Origin of the sequence: Pedobacter sp. KBW01, assembly GCF_003852395.1 — a bacterium.
GTDB lineage: Bacteria > Bacteroidota > Bacteroidia > Sphingobacteriales > Sphingobacteriaceae > Pedobacter.
Genome location: NZ_QAJQ01000006.1, coordinates 1 through 15962 on the forward strand (window position 1 = coordinate 1; position 15962 = coordinate 15962).

The following is a 15962-nucleotide window of genomic DNA, read 5'->3' on the forward strand; positions in this document are numbered from 1 at the left end:
TAATTTCAGGACGAGACAGTGCTTACTTATATTTTGTATAGTATAAATATAATGTTTTACTTGTGCATTGCTAAAAAACCTAAATAGCACTATATGTGCATTTCAAGCTTGACCGACCATTTCAATATCTATTTGCCTATTCAATTAGCTCTTTAGGTAGTAAATTTCTAACGATTTTTAACGCATCAGGGTTCGCCCGAACCAACTGCATAACAAAACCGGTATAATCTTTCTTCCCGAAATGCCGCTCAACAATAGCCTTAAGCCCTTTATTATTAAAAATAGAAATCACCTCTTTATAATTCTGGCCTAAAACAATTGAGTCAATGTAAACTATCCGTTCTTCATACCATTTCTTTATTTCAATCTTAGCGTTGAAATTTGAGAGATTTTCTTCAATTTCCTCCGCATTATTTGCTTTAACTACATGCGTGTCATTAAAAATATTGTTGATTTTATTAGTAATAAACCTTGAAGCCTGAATTTCTTTCTCTTTATCAAGTTCCTTGATAATATCAGACTTGATCTGTGCAACACGGTTATTGAAAAGTCTTTCGGCAACCAGATTCAAAAGTTTTTCTTCTAGAAACAGGTTTTCAACCTCAGCCAATTTAATATTATAGACATTTTTATCTCGTAGCTTTTCCAACCTTTCCGAACTATGGTGATCAGAATCTATTATCCCGAATGCCTTTGTATTTAGGTGTGGAATCTTATTATATGCTTTGGTGAAATTGATTACATTCATACATCCTTCAACTGGGATAATAGTGTAATCTGGCAATAGCATTTCGTAAATACTCTGATCTATGCTGCCTTTTGTACCTTCGCAAAAAAGAATATTTTTTCTGCTGCCCAGAAGTTCGAGCATTAATTTTTCAGGTATATCATTTTTGGGTATACTTTTTATATCCCAATCATTGGGGTATGAAAATGATTTTAACCATACCTTAGCAGCCGTATTTCTGCTAACAGCAAAATCCAAGTCGTGCGTTAGATAAATAAATGTACAATCATCTCGCTCCCGTTCCAGCATATCCCATATCTTTGAAATTATGGTCTTATGTAAGTACATTTCTGGTTCGTCAATAATGATAAAACCCTTTATAGGGGCTTGAACTACCTGTGAGACTAAATATAGCGCCGATTTTTCTCCTTCACTCAGCCGAATTGGCTCATACGATTTATCATTGAAAAACACTTTTAGTTTTATTCCTTGTACAAGTTTCAATTTCCTATGTTCAAACACATTATTCCAGATCAGGAGAGTAGTCTCAAGCTCAGATGGAGGTCGGGTTCCACCTTTGGGACTATCAAGCATATCAATAGCATAACTGCAATGCTTAGCAATCAGATTTTCAAGAACGAAACCAAACTCCTCCTTAATTTGTAGAAAATCGCCAATATTTTTAAAGGTCCTGGATTTCTGGTTCATATCCACCCATCGTTCTTGACTAAGCTGAGGATTGGGAATGTTATCCAATTCAGGAATAAAGAGCACCCGTTGAGCAGAAATAACAAGTCCATTATTATTTAAACTACTCCTCAAATTATCAGCCAGAGATGTTTTACCACTTCCATTTGCACCAACAGCAACGACATTATTATTAAAATACCCGAACTTTTCGTAAAAGGAAAGATTAAACCGCAGTTGTTTTAGGCGACTTAACATCACAGCATAGCCATCCTCTATTGCAATTATAAAATTATTTCTTTCAATTTCACTTAGTTCATCATATGATGAATTAATTTTTGGCAAGGATTCGACGAAATGTTCATAGGATAGAATAATGGTTTTTACGAAGTTATATTCCTCTCCTTTCTTCGCAAGCAGGCTGTTTAATTCTAAAAGTGTAGCTCGCCAATGCTGCATATCGAACAAATCAATCTCAGCTGGTTGATGTGCTCTGCATGCGTCAAAAATATTATCTAAATACCTAGATACAACTGTCAATTCCATTTTATGCCGGTTTAATAGCCAACAAATATCTGAGCAATGTGTCTTGTGAACTGAACTGCGATAATATTTGAGAGCCTTTAAAAGTAGCAAAAAGTTCCTTCTATTAAAAGAATAATCGTTTACCAGCTGTTTTGAAACCAGCACAAGTCTTTCAAATTAAAAAGCGATGGGTGAGAGCCTCTCATCATTCATAAACTAAAGCGTTAATTTAGATAAAAGGACGCCACAGCGAATGGAGGGCACTGAAAAACTACTCATTGAAAAAAGGCTTATGAATTTTTATTTCATAAGCCTTTTTTCAATGAGATATTCGCGATCTTCTAAATTTTATTTTGCAATTAGACGATTTTAAAAGACCTTATTCGCCATTTTTTCTCAACGTTTAGTACAACATTTTTTTACAAGGATTTTTTCAGTACTCTCCAGCAAATGTTGCATCCTTTTTTGCCTAAAGATATCTAATTGTAGATTTGAAGAAAACATCACGGAACACATCCCTTATCAGCCAAAAGTTCTAAATCAATCTACTATCCCAATAATTTTCTGCATATCGGAACCAATCTTATGGTCAAGAACTTTTGCGTAAATCTGTGTTGTTTTGATACTAGTATGCCCCATCATCTTAGACACGCTTTCTATAGGCACACCATTGTTGAGCGTTATAGTGGTCGCAAAAGTATGCCTAGCAATATGAAAAGTCAGCGACTTTCTGATATCACACAGGTCTGCTATCTCCTTTAAATACGCATTCAGTTTCTGATTGCTCATCATTGGAAGCAAGGTATCTTTGACAACACACTGGGGATGGTTTTCATAGGCTTTAATTATAGCTAGAGCTGCTGGCAACACCGGTATCCGTGAAAGTATATAGGTTTTCTTTCTGCTTGTGTATATCCATAAATTGCCATCTGTGCCTTTAATCAGCTCAGAACGCTTCAATTTACACACATCTACATAAGCAAGTCCTGTGTAACAACTGAAAACAAACATATCGCGAACCGTAGCAACCCTCTCCATACTGAACTTTTTTTCTTTGATTCGGCTTAGCTCTTCTTTTGTGAGTACAGCTCGGTGTACGGCATTCTGTTTTGGTTTGTAATCAAGATATGGATCAACAATCAGCCACCCGTTACCAAGACATATCCGAACAATTTTCCCAAGGTTTTTGATGTATTTAATTGCGGAGTTATTACCACAATTGCGAACGCTTCTAAGGTAGTATTCAAAATCGACTATGAAAGCAAAGTTGATCTTTGAAACAGGAATATCTGAGACATCATAATTTAACTGCATAAAGTCTTTAACATGCATTAGACAGGTTTCATAGCGTTGAAGGGTACTTCTTTCAAATTCTTTGCCGATGAGGCTTTTCATCTTGGCGTTGTGATCTTCAAATATGGCTACTAGGGTCCTTGATTGAAACGCTTTGCCAATGAAACGGTTTTTAATCGTTTCTGCCGTAACGGTCTCTTCTCCCGATGTCATTAACTGGTGAAGCTCCTGAGCCCTTGATTGTAACTTATCCAGGTAAGCATTTAAAACCCTGGTTTCTTCTTTGCTACCAGCGGCTCGTCCCGCCTGTGTGTTCCAGCGATTGGGATCGCAAGTTTTTCCTGTCGAGGTTTCTGCCCTTCTCCCGTCAATTGTAAAGCGTAAATAGATGGTTACAGGGCCGTTTTTGTAAGTGGAGCGCTTTTTTAAATAAAAAAGCAGATTCATGTTTGTTCTCATGACAAATGATTAAAGTGAAACAAAATTGTTAATTCCGTCACTTACAGTCAAGATGTTCAATGATTGAACTAGCTTATAAACAACTGTTTAAGCTATAATTGGTGAGCATTCATACCGTTTAATGTGCTCACCGAATTGCTCACCTTTTTCTTGCGAAAAAATGAATAATTTGGTGCTTTCAGAAAACGAAAAAGCCTGTAAACATTTAATTTACAGGCTTTTAGTTGGATTTAAAACTATTTTCGCGGAATGGACGGGACTCGAACCCGCGACCTCCTGCGTGACAGGCAGGCATTCTAACCAGCTGAACTACCACTCCTTTTGTTCTTCTTTAAAGTCCGAACCTCTTTCCCCTTTCGGGACTGCAAATATAGAGACTATATTTGGTTTATCACTATATGAAGCAACATTTTATGCTATAATTACGTAACGCGCTGAACCTCATTCCGAATAATTTTACCGGAAAGGCTGTAAAACAAAAAAGCCTCAACTTTTTCAAGTTAAGGCTTTTGTTGCGGAATGGACGGGACTCGAACCCGCGACCTCCTGCGTGACAGGCAGGCATTCTAACCAGCTGAACTACCACTCCTTTTGTTCTCCTTTAAAGTTCGAACCTCTTGTCTCTTTCGAGGTTGCAAATATAGAGACTATATATTAATTCGCAAACTTTTTTTTAAAATAATTGCAACTACTTAATTTGCAGCACCTTCCTGCATCTTTTCAGCGTTTTCAGCAAACTGAAGGGCATCAATAATCTCCTGAATCTCGCCATCCATAATGGTTGGCAGGTTATACATTGTTAAACCAATGCGGTGTTCGGTAACCCTTCCCTGTGGATAATTATAGGTTCTGATCTTTGCCGAACGGTCGCCAGTTGACACCATTGTTTTACGTTTAGCGGCAATATCACCATTCTTTTTCTGCAATTCGATGTCATAAAGTTTACTACGCAGCATCTCCATCGCAATAATCCGGTTACCCAATTGCGAACGTTCACGCTGGCACACCACTACAATGCCCGAAGGTTTATGCGTTAACTGCACCTTGGTTTCTACTTTATTTACGTTCTGACCACCTGCCCCTCCCGAGCGCGAAGTTTGCAGCTCAATATCTGCAGGGTTAATATAAAGATCAATTTCTTCAGCCTCCGGCAATACCGCTACCGATGCTGCAGAGGTATGCACGCGTCCCTGGGTTTCGGTATCGGGCACACGTTGTACACGGTGCACACCACTTTCGTATTTTAACTGGCCGTATACATCTTCGCCACTTACTTTTAAAATTACCTCTTTGTAACCGCCTGCTGTACCTTCTGTCACATCAACGGTTTCAACATTCCAACCTTTGGTTTCGAAAAAGCGGGTGTACATGCGGTATAAATCGCCTGCAAATAATGCGGCCTCATCTCCACCAGTACCACCACGAATCTCAAAAACAGCGTTCTTAGCATCTTCCGGATCTTTAGGAATCAACATCACACGAATTGCGCTTTCCATTTCTTCCTGCTGTTTCAACAGCAAATCCAGTTCCTCTTTCGCCATTTCACGCATTTCAGGATCTTTCTCTGCCGTTAAAATTTCTTTATTGGCATCGATATTACTCATCACATTCTTGTAAATCTTATACTCGTCTACAATTTTGCCTAAGTCTTTATATTCTTTATTTAAAGCCGCAAAACGTTTCATATCCTGTATCACATCAGGATTACTCAATTGCTCTTCTACATCTTCCCAGCGTAGTTTTATAGCTTCTAATTTGTCTAACATATTTATTCTTGTTGAAATTTCCGCGCTGTTGGCATAGGGCCAAAAATTAAGGAAAATGCAAAAATAAGGAAAAAAGCTGAATTTGTTTGTTTAGATCGGAGGGTTAGTTGGCCAACTGTTTGAATTGGTTATGCGCTTAGGTATAAACTGAAACCCAGGAAGCATTATTGGAAAATGAAAGATTCTGTGCCAATGGCAGCCAGTAGTCCTGCTATCTCTCCATATCCTCACTCAGACTTCGCTCCGGGCTTCCCGTTCTATCAGGTTTAGATACAGTGTGCTTTCACCAGACATAAAGTTAATCTAATCGTTAGGCTGGTAATATTCTAACTTTAACTCTTCTCCGTCAAATACAGCATAGGAATTGTAATTGAGCCATTCGCCAATATTTACATACCTACTTCCCTTACCCAAATCGATATCGAGCGGCAGGTGCCTGTGCCCAAAAATAAAATAATCGAAATGTGTTTGCTGCAATTGTTCTTTAGCGTAAATGGCCAGCCATTCTTCATCCTCACCTAAAAAAACTTCCTTTTCTGTTTGCGCGGCCCGACTTCCTCTGCTCCAGCCATTGGCAATACCAATGCCCAAATTGGGGTGTAAACGGGCAAATAACCATTGGCAGAGCCCGCTTCTAAAAATTTTCCGTAAAAATTTATATTTATTATCGCCCGGACCAAGGCCATCACCATGGTGCAGGTAAAATTTCTTTCCGCCACGCTCCATAATCATTTCATCACTGATAATTTCCAGTCCTATTTCTTGGGTAAAATAATCGCGCACCCACATGTCATGGTTCCCTTTAAAGAAATAGATTTTTATCCCCGAATCGGCCATTTGCGCCAGTTTTCCCTGTAGGCGGATAAAACCTTTCGGTATTACCTTCGCATACTCGAACCAGAAATCGAAAATATCGCCCATTAAAAAAAGCTCGGCACAGCTTGGCGCTATAAAATTCAGCCAACTTACAATGCGTGCCTCACGTGCGCGGCTTTCAGCATAATCCGGGGTACCCAAATGAAAATCGGAAGCGAAATAAATATTCTTGGCCATGTACAGGCAAAGGTAAGGTAAAAAGACTAAAGAGCAAGGTGAAAGACTAAAGCGCAAAGCCTTGTAATCTGTGTAATCCCTCTATAAAAACATATATTAGTAAATAAATCTTGTTGAATATGAAAAAACAAATTGTATTGAGCTTATTTGCAGTAAGTCTTTTCGCTTGTAAACCAGAAAAGCAAGCCGCAGAAAAAATAACATTAATGAAATATCCCAACACGAAAAAAGATAGTACCACCGATAATTACTTTGGCAACAAAATAGCCGATCCTTACCGCTGGCTCGAAAACGATACATCGGCCGAAACCAAAGCATGGGTTGACGCAGAAAATAAGGTAACCCAAAATTACCTCGAGCAGATTCCTTACCGCGCCGATATTAAAAAACGGCTAACCGACCTCTGGAATTATCCCAAAGAAAGCGCCCCGTTTAAAGTGGGCGAATATTATTTCTTTACCAAAAACGATGGCTTGCAGAACCAAAGCATCTGGTTTATTAAAAAAGGACTGGATGGAGCGGAAGAAGTTTTCCTCGATCCCAACAAATTGACTGCCGATGGAACTGCGGCTGTTTCGCTGCTTGGCTTTTCGCACAATAAAAAATACCTGGCCTACTCTGTAGCCCAGGCCGGATCAGACTGGAGTAATATATATGTAATGGAAGTGGCCACCAAAATGAAACAGGGCGACGAACTGAAATGGACCAAATTCTCTGGTGCGGCCTGGCGAGGCGATGGTTTTTACTACAGTAAGTTCGATGAGCCGGTAAAGGGCACCGATCTTTCTGCGGCCAATAAATACCAGAAAGTATACTACCATAAACTGGGCGATCCGCAGAAAAACGATCAGCTGATTTTTGAAGATAAAACCAATCCGAACCTGTACTTTGGGGCCAGTGTTACAGAAGATGAACGCTTTTTGGTTATTTACGCCAATGCAGGTACTTCTGGCAATGCTTTGTATTATCAGGATTTAAAATTACCCGGCAGTAAAATTGCCCAACTGGTAAAGGGTTTTGAAAACAACCATGGTGTAGTAGATAATGTGGACGATAAACTTTTGTTAAGCACCGATCTGGATGCCGAAAACAAGCAGATCGTACTGGTCGACCCGAAAAATAACGATCGAAAAAACTGGCAGAAAATTATTCCGGAATCAAAGCTGGCCATGGAGAACATTGCTACAGGTGGTGGCTTTTTATGGGCAACTTATTTAAAAGATGCCAGCACCAATATTGTTCAGTTCGATTTAACCGGCAAAAAAATTAGTGAAGTAAAGTTGCCCGCTATTGGCACCGTTGATGGTTTTGGCGGCTATAAGGAAGATCAGGAATTCTTTTATTCCTTTTCTAACTTCACCACACCAAGCTCTATTTACCGCTACGATCTGAAAAAAGGCGAATCTACTTTATACAGAAAATCGGCTATTCAGCTCAATACCGAAAATTACGAAACTAAACACGTATTTTATCCATCAAAAGATGGCACTAAAGTGCCCATGTTTATTGTACACAAAAAAGGCATCAAGCTCGATGGCAATAATCCCGTTTATTTGTACGGTTATGGTGGTTTTCAGATCAGCTTAACACCAGGTTTTAGCTTATCGCGCATGTTGTTTTTAGAGCATGGCGGTATTTACGTACAACCGAGCCTGCGTGGTGGCAGCGAATACGGTGAAGCATGGCACAAAGGTGGTATGATGGAGAAGAAACAAAATGTTTTTGATGATTTTATTGCTGCTGCCGAATACCTGATAAAAGAAAAATATACCAATCCAGCTAAAATTGCCATTTCAGGTGGTTCAAACGGAGGGCTTTTGGTTGGCGCCTGCATGACCCAAAGACCCGAGCTTTTTAAAGTGGCCCTGCCGGCAGTTGGTGTTTTAGATATGCTGCGCTACCACAAGTTTACCGTTGGCTGGGGCTGGGCAGTAGAATATGGAACCAGCGATAAAAAAGCTGATTTCGATTATCTAATCAAGTATTCGCCGCTGCACAATGTAAAAAGTGGCGTAAATTATCCGGCTACTTTAATCACTACGGCCGATCATGACGACCGGGTAGTGCCTGCGCATTCCTTTAAGTTTGCGGCGACCTTACAGGAAAAATACAAAGGTGATAACCCGATGCTAATCCGGATCGAAACCAAAGCCGGTCATGGCGCCGGAAAACCAACTACAAAATTGATTGAGGAATCGGCAGATGTATGGAGTTTTGTATTTCAGAACTTAGGGATGGGCTGGTAAATGATGAAAACCTATAAAAAGATTGAGAACAACGAATTATATGTTTATCAAAATGGAGTCCTTATTTACAAAAAATGGCTTAAAACTGGCTATTCAAAGGTCTTTGACCTAATGGCCTACGATAAATACACATTAGAGAGCTACAACGACACAACTTATAAAACCTCAAATTCTTTAATAATAGTAAAAGCAGAATTAGAATTAAAACCAACAGAACATGGTGGCCGTAAAACGGGTTTTGTATCCGGGTTTAGGCCAAATCACGTATTTGAGCGTAAACAGGAAGAAGTGCTGCAAACCTTTATTGGAGATATCACTTTTAATGATTGGCACACTATAGAACCCGGAGAGAAAAAAAATGTAACAGTCAGATTTATCGATTCCCCAAAACTACACCGACATTTGCAACTCGGAAAAGCTTGGGATATCTATGAAGGACAAAAGTTAATTGGACAAGCTAAAATTCTGTCATTGTACGATACCAACGAAGTTTAAAAACCATTATCCTACTAAACCTATAGACCAATTATAATTTGCTTTAAAACATTAAAAACCCTTAACTTTTGCTTTTAACAGAGGCAGGGCATATAAAATATTGAATACAACAGATTTACAAAATTATCTGGAATATTTCTAAATAACAGAATTGATAATACTTTATTTCGTAACTTTGCGTCAAATTTTTTTTAATGATCACTACTGATATAGCCGTAATAGGCGCTGGTCCGGTGGGCTTATTTGCCATTTTTGAAGCCGGTTTATTAAAAATGCGTTGCCATTTAATTGACTACCTGCCTCAGGTTGGCGGTCAGCTGTCTGAAATTTACCCTAAAAAACCGATATATGATATCCCGGGCTACCCTTCTGTTTTGGCTCAGGAGCTTATTGATAACCTAATGGAGCAGGCCAAGCCTTTCCACCCAACGTTTACTTTAGGCGAGCGTATTGAAGGTTTAGAAAAGCGTGGCGAAGCCGATTTCGTTTTAACTACGAATATGGGCACCGTAATCGAAGCTAAAGTTGTGGTAATTGCAGGTGGATTGGGTTGTTTTGAGCCACGTAAACCGGCTGTAGAGAACTTAGAAAATTTTGAAAACGGAAAGGGTGTTAACTACATGATCCTTGATCCGGAAAAATACCGCGATCAGAAAATGGTAATTGCCGGTGGTGGCGACTCTGCCTTAGACTGGACGATTTACTTAGCTGAAGTTTGTTCGGAGCTTACTTTGGTACACAGAAGCGAGAGTTTCCGTGGTGCACCAGATTCGGTTGCTAAAGTAATGGCATTGGCCGAAAGCGGAAAAATTAACCTGATTTTAAACAGTAACCTGCAAGCCGTACACGGAACCGATAAATTAGAAAAGGTTGAAATTGTACAGAACCGTACAATGGAAAAAACTGTTGTAGATGCAGATCATTTAATTCCTTTATTTGGTTTGAGTCCTAAATTAGGCCCGATTGAAGACTGGAATCTAAACATCAGCAAAAGTGCAATCGAGGTAAATGTTGATGATTACTCGACCAATATCCCGGGTATTTATGCTATTGGCGATATCAACACTTACACCAATAAACTAAAATTAATTCTGTGTGGTTTCCACGAGGCAGCATTAATGAGCCACAGTGCTTATTCTTACATGAATCCTGGTGTGAAATATACCATGAAATATACAACTGTAAACGGAGTTTCAGAATTTTAAGCTTTCTGCTATATTTGCGGTTATAAAGAGAGCTAAAAATGGAGAACAACATTAACATATATATGCAAGAGCCGGATGGCTCGGTTACCGAACACGTTGCACCAACCGACATGGGTTTAAGCCTGATGGAGTTTTTAAAGGCATCAGAATACGATATTTTGGCAACCTGTGGCGGAATGGCCCTTTGTGCTACCTGCTGTGTCGATGTTTTGGAAGGTGAAGAGAAACTTAACGAAATGACAGACGATGAGTATGCCATGTTAGATACTTTACCTGATTTATTACCCAATTCGCGTTTAGCCTGCCAACTGCAGTTAAACAACAATATGGACGGACTAAAAGTGAAATTGCACGGCGTAAGCTAATTGCAAACTACATAAAATAGAAAAGGCGATACCAAAAGTATCGCCTTTTCTATTTCAGACCTCAAAGGTTTTAAAAACCTGTGAGGTCTTCTCTTTTCTACTGAACATTCACTTTTTGCGCAGCAACATTCCAGCCATATACCTCAACAGCTAAATTATTTTGTGTATCTGTATATTCTACCGTAACGGTTTTACTTTCACCCGGTAAAATACTCACATAGTTATCGTCGTAAAATGCGGGTAATATCCTTTCGTTGCTGTTACCGTTAATTAAGGCTACCCGATTAAAAAATGCAACCGGATTTCCTGAAGCATTGCTTAAGGTAACTTCTACCTTACCATTCTTTTTAACCGCAGCAACTTTTAATGGTGCCTGTTTTATATTTTTCAGGCCAGAATATTCGCCATCTTTTCCAGGCAGCCAGTAAATATTTTCGCTCAATATGTTTTGCTGCTGATCCAAAATTCTTAACGAAACAAATACGCCTTCTTTTTTATCAAGCTTGGTTAAAAACTCATTTAAAGGGAACAACCTTCTAACCGATGATGGACCAACTGAATTAAATACCTGTGAGTAGAAATAATCTTTCCCATCCATATCGTAGGCTTTAGCCTGCACCATTAAGTTGTTGCGGGTGGTAAAGCGATTGTTTACGATGGTTACCATACTATCCAAAGGGTTCATCATTACGTGCAGGGGCTCGCTACCTTTTCTTAAACCATATAAACAGGCATTCGGGTCAAGGTAATAATCGTACATCTGTCCGCGCATGGCTGTCCACGGGTTTTGGGTTTTCCAGATGATGGAACCGGTATACCAATCCCACATTTTGTTCGAGAAACCTTCCATTAAAGCGCGGTACTGATCGTAATTGGCCAGTTGTGCTTTCATGGCAAAATCTTTAGCATCTTTTGGTTTACCATAAGGATTAAGATATTGCTCGTAAGAAATGTATTTGTGATAATCCCATACCGAATCTGGCTTGGCTTTATATTGTGGTGCAACCAGGTTTTTCTCCGGAATAAAGCGAAGTAAAGAAGCGTAGTCGCCTACCCCTACCGAACCCACCTCAGAGTTGTAAGGGAATGTCTGTGTTCCCCAAAAGGTTTTAATATCCTGAATGCCATAAGGACCGTCGCCGTTACCACCAATGGAATTGTACGACATTTCATCGCTGTTAGAGAAATCGAAAAACTGACGTGTTCCGTCTAACCTCGGAAGAATATCATTTTTCAAAGGATTTAAAATATCATCAGGTGGGGTAATTTCGTTTCCGCCGCACCAAAACGCAAGTGAAGCATGGTTTCTGATGAGTTTAATCTGATCTTCAATAGCCGTTAAAACCAAAGGATGATCGTCTGGATAGTTTCTTCTAGTCCATTGATCTTCTTTTTTCATCGGATCTACCCAGCGGCCATTACAATCGCCGCTAAACCAAAAATCCTGAAAAACCAATAAACCATATTTATCGCAGGCATTGTAAAACTCTGGTCTTTCCAAAATTGCCCCGCCCCAAATCCTGATCAGGTTCAGGTTCATATCTTTGTGGTAACGTACTTCAGCATCGTAGCGCGCATCGGTAAAACGCAACATCGCATCAGAAATAATCCAGTTACCGCCTTTAATAAAAATCTTTTGGCCATTTACAAATGTGCCCATGCTTTTGGTATGGTCGTTCCAGATATTATCAATCTGGCGGATACCCACTTTAAGCGCTTCCTGATCCAGTACCTGTGCTGAGGCAATAAACCTGATCTTTAAATCGTAAAGGTTTTGATCGCCATAGCCACTTGGCCACCACAATTTGGGGTTCTCGATTTGTAAATCTGAAAGCTTAACAGTAGTAGTTTGGTTGGCGGCAATTGTTGCAGGCTGTTTAATTATCTTTCCTGCTATTTCGTATTGCAGTGTACCAGAAACAGCGTTGCTGGTTGGGTTTTCTACCTCAACAGTAACCTTCACCGTTGCCGGGTTTTGCTTACCTGTTGCTAATCTTTTACCCGGAACCAAAGTAACCACATGTGGATTTTGGAGATTGATACTTTTGGTTTTTTCGATGGTAACCTTGTCCCAAATACCGGTATTACGATCGCGGGTGGGTTGAATCCAGTCCCAGCCAGCAGTATATTGTGTAGTTAAACCTTTGGCAATGGTTCCGTCGCCACCCTGGCCACCATTAGGATTGCCTGGAAAATCAGGCGGATAAACAATTACAGCCAATCTGTTTTTACCATTAGCTGCAAGTAGTTTGGTAATATTGTACTGCGCCCGTATATGCATCCCTACCTGGGTTTTAGGATTTACCTTTTTGCCATTCAAATAAATTTCGGCTTTGTAATTAATCCCTCTAAACTGTAGCCAAACCTGCTCATTACCTGTTGCACGCTCGTCAAAATCTTTTACAAACCAATACGTATAATGCTCGTTACCCGTGTGGTAAACATCGGCAATCATTTCGTTGTTCATGCCATAAAATGGATCGGGCACTTTTTTGTTGTTCAGCAAAGTGGTAAGCACCGTTCCGGGCACTGTAGCTGGCATCCAGTTATTGAGCGCGAAACCTGTTTTAGAAATTGCTGCACCATCTGATTTTATATCTTTGACATTGGTACAAATCCATCCCGAATTTAATTCGTAACGCTGCTGCGCACCTGCGATTAAACCCGAGCAGCATAAAAGAAGTAGAAATATTTTCTTCATTATTATTAATTATTGAATGAGTGATTTATTGGAATGAATGAGCGGATGTTTGAATGAGTAGGATATTTCTAGTCATTCAAGCATCCGCTAATTTAATCATACTTATATTATTTGGTTGATACAGGCCTGTCTTCAGTTTTTACACCCCAGGTTGCCGATGGCTTGTTGCCCATATAAATCTGCATATTTCCACCAGCCATAATCGCTTTGTGTAAAATAAATGATTTGGTATAAGGCTTGCCGTTTAGCACAATTTTCTGAATGTATTTATTGTCGGTACTATTTCCGATTACTTTAATATCGAACTTTTTGCTTCCTCTAAGCGCAATGCTGGCTTCGTTAATTAATGGTGTGCCAAAAACATAAGCACCATTTGCAGGATTTACCGGATAAAAACCCATAGCGTTGAAAACATACCAGGCACTCATTTGCCCTACATCTTCATTACCGCACAAACCATCGGGCTTAGCCGAATAAAAGTCTTTATCTATTTTGCGGATCAGATCGGCCGTTTTCCAGGGCTGACCTGCGTAAGTATATAAATAAGTAATGTGGTGGTTGGGTTCATTTCCTTGTGCATAATTACCAATCAAACCACTGATATCAGGCGAACCATTGGTTCCCAAATCTAAAGGTAAGGTAAACAGCGAATCGAGCTTATTGATAAAAGGTTTATCACCTCCAAAAAGATTAATCAGTCCTTCAACATCCTGAGGCACCAGCCAGGTGTACTGCCAGGCATTGCCTTCTACATAATCATCTTCACGGTGTTTAGATGAAAAAGGATCGAATGGGCTTCTCCAGTTTCCATTGGCCAGTTTACCACGCATAAACTGAACATTAGGATCGAAATACTGGCAGTATAACTTTGCTCTTTTGTTGAAATAGTTGTAATCGGCGGTTTTGTTCAGTGCTTTAGCCATCAGCGCAATACAGTAATCATCAATCGCATATTCCAAAGCTTTACCAACCGATTCGTTTACCTTATCGGCAGGAATATATTTTAGCTCCTGGATGTACTCAATGCCATCTGTTTTCTGCATGGCCGATTGTTTCACCGCTGCATAAGCCAGGTTTACATCAAAACCGCGGTATCCTTTCAAATAGGCATCAACAATAACCGGTACAGCGTGGTAGCCAACCATGGTATTGGTTTCGCTTCCCATTAAATGCCAAACAGGTAGTTTACCCTGCTGTTTGTAAATGGCCAGCATAGTATTCACCACATCGTTCACCTTATCCTGGTGCAGGATAGTAAACAACGGATTGGCTGCACGGTAAGTATCCCACAACGAAAAAGTAGTTAAATTATTAAAGCCGGCTTTTTTGTAAACCTTTTTATCTGTGCCGAGGTAATCTTTATTGACATCGTTAAACAGTGAAGGCGCAACCATGGTATGGTACAAAGCTGTATAAAATACTTTTTTGGTGTTATTAGAAGCATCAATTTTCACCTTGACCAGTTCTTTTTCCCATTTAGCATCGCTTTTTTTAACTGTTGCGGCAAAATCCCAATTGGGTAGCTCTGTTTTTAAGTTTAAAATAGCATTATCGATACTTACCGGCGAAAGTGCCACTTTAATCTGCAGTTTGCCATTATTTATTGCAGCAAAATCGACAACAGCTTTCAGCTTTTTACCGGTTAATGCTTTTCCGCTTTTAACAACAGTACTATCATATAAAGTAATGGCTTTAACCGGTTGAGAAAGCTTGATTACAAAATACAAGCGTTGATCGCTGGACCAACCTTTCGAATTTCTGTGCCCAACAATAGTCATGGCATCGAGCTGTTTAAAAGAGGCCGATACCGGAGCATCCCAGCCAATCCCTTCAATTAAATCGATGATAATATGCGGCGTTTCGGACGCATTTTTAAAGGTATATTGGTGAAACCCTACTCTTTCGGTAGCCGTTAATTCGGCCTTGATTCCATATTTATCTAACAATACACTATAATAACCGGCCTTAGCTACTTCATTTTGGTGCGAAAAGGTAGATAGATAACCTGCCGGATCGTTGGCCGTTTTACCCTTTTCTAACAAGGTTTTCCCTGTTGCTGGCATAATCGAAATATCGCCTAAATCGCCGATGCCCGTGCCGCTCAAATGGGTATGTGCAAAACCGGTAATCGTGTTACCCACATAATTGTAACCGCTGCACCAGTCCCAGCCTTCGAAAATGTTATTGGGTCCGAGCTGTACTGCGCCAAAAGGCACATTGGCACCCACAAAAACGTGCCCGTGTTTTGCCGAGCCAATTAGCGGATCGATATACTGGGTTAATTTAGTTTTTTGCTGCGCAAAGGCCTGATTAACACATAAAGAGGCAGTTAAAAATAGAATGGATGAGATTTTGTTGAAATGCATGGTTCTGTCCTACGATAGATTTTAAAGCCCTAAAAGTAAAACGTTTTACGTTAATTTTCATTTAAAATGAAAAA

At 39.7% G+C, this 15962-nt stretch carries 10 protein-coding genes and 2 tRNA genes; 4 read left to right on the top strand and 8 right to left on the bottom strand.

Annotated elements, in window-relative coordinates:
* Window positions 1-136 precede the first annotated feature (136 nt).
* The 6 genes from DBR40_RS05735 to DBR40_RS05760 form a co-directional block, all read right to left on the bottom strand.
* A complete protein-coding gene (locus DBR40_RS05735) occupies window positions 137-1960 on the bottom strand; it encodes an AAA family ATPase (RefSeq protein ID WP_124558804.1) in 1824 nt (607 codons plus the stop codon).
* A 519-nt stretch (window positions 1961-2479) separates the two neighbouring features.
* Complete coding sequence (locus tag DBR40_RS05740; protein WP_199748285.1) at window positions 2480-3691, bottom strand: site-specific integrase; 1212 nt, start codon at window positions 3689-3691, stop codon at window positions 2480-2482.
* Between the two features lie 245 nt (window positions 3692-3936).
* Window positions 3937-4010 (bottom strand) — tRNA-Asp (locus DBR40_RS05745).
* A 196-nt stretch (window positions 4011-4206) separates the two neighbouring features.
* Window positions 4207-4280: transfer RNA gene (locus DBR40_RS05750), tRNA-Asp, on the bottom strand.
* 103 nt (window positions 4281-4383) lie between these two features.
* Window positions 4384-5457: a peptide chain release factor 1 gene (gene prfA / locus DBR40_RS05755; RefSeq protein ID WP_124558805.1), complete on the bottom strand. Its 1074-nt coding sequence runs from the start codon at window positions 5455-5457 to the stop codon at window positions 4384-4386.
* A 303-nt stretch (window positions 5458-5760) separates the two neighbouring features.
* Entirely contained in the window at window positions 5761-6510 is a 750-nt protein-coding gene (locus tag DBR40_RS05760) for a UDP-2,3-diacylglucosamine diphosphatase (RefSeq protein ID WP_124558806.1), read from the bottom strand.
* Window positions 6511-6629: 119 nt separating this feature from the next.
* On the opposite strand from DBR40_RS05760, the gene DBR40_RS05765 reads away from it, so the two are divergent.
* The 4 genes from DBR40_RS05765 to DBR40_RS05780 all read left to right on the top strand — a co-directional run bounded on the left by DBR40_RS05765 (window position 6630) and on the right by DBR40_RS05780 (window position 10821).
* Window positions 6630-8756 (top strand): prolyl oligopeptidase family serine peptidase, encoded by a 2127-nt coding sequence (locus DBR40_RS05765; RefSeq protein ID WP_124558807.1) that lies wholly within the window; start codon window positions 6630-6632, stop codon window positions 8754-8756.
* A gap of 3 nt (window positions 8757-8759) precedes the next feature.
* Complete coding sequence (locus DBR40_RS05770) at window positions 8760-9251, top strand: hypothetical protein (protein ID WP_124558808.1); 492 nt, start codon at window positions 8760-8762, stop codon at window positions 9249-9251.
* Between the two features lie 194 nt (window positions 9252-9445).
* Window positions 9446-10456, top strand: a complete 1011-nt coding sequence (locus DBR40_RS05775) for an NAD(P)/FAD-dependent oxidoreductase (protein ID WP_039477703.1) — start codon at window positions 9446-9448, stop codon at window positions 10454-10456.
* Window positions 10457-10494: 38 nt separating this feature from the next.
* The gene (locus DBR40_RS05780) at window positions 10495-10821 is read left to right on the top strand and encodes a 2Fe-2S iron-sulfur cluster-binding protein (RefSeq protein ID WP_025141835.1); all 327 of its coding nucleotides are present in this window, start codon (window positions 10495-10497) and stop codon (window positions 10819-10821) included.
* 97 nt (window positions 10822-10918) lie between these two features.
* On the opposite strand, the gene DBR40_RS05785 is transcribed toward DBR40_RS05780, so the two are convergent.
* Together DBR40_RS05785 and DBR40_RS05790 are read right to left on the bottom strand one after the other, a co-directional pair.
* A complete protein-coding gene (locus DBR40_RS05785) occupies window positions 10919-13522 on the bottom strand; it encodes a glycoside hydrolase family 2 protein (protein WP_124558809.1) in 2604 nt (867 codons plus the stop codon).
* A 107-nt stretch (window positions 13523-13629) separates the two neighbouring features.
* Window positions 13630-15888 carry a GH92 family glycosyl hydrolase gene (locus DBR40_RS05790; protein ID WP_124558810.1) on the bottom strand — a complete coding sequence of 753 codons (2259 nt, stop codon included), beginning with the start codon at window positions 15886-15888 and terminating at the stop codon, window positions 13630-13632.
* Window positions 15889-15962 lie beyond the last annotated feature (74 nt).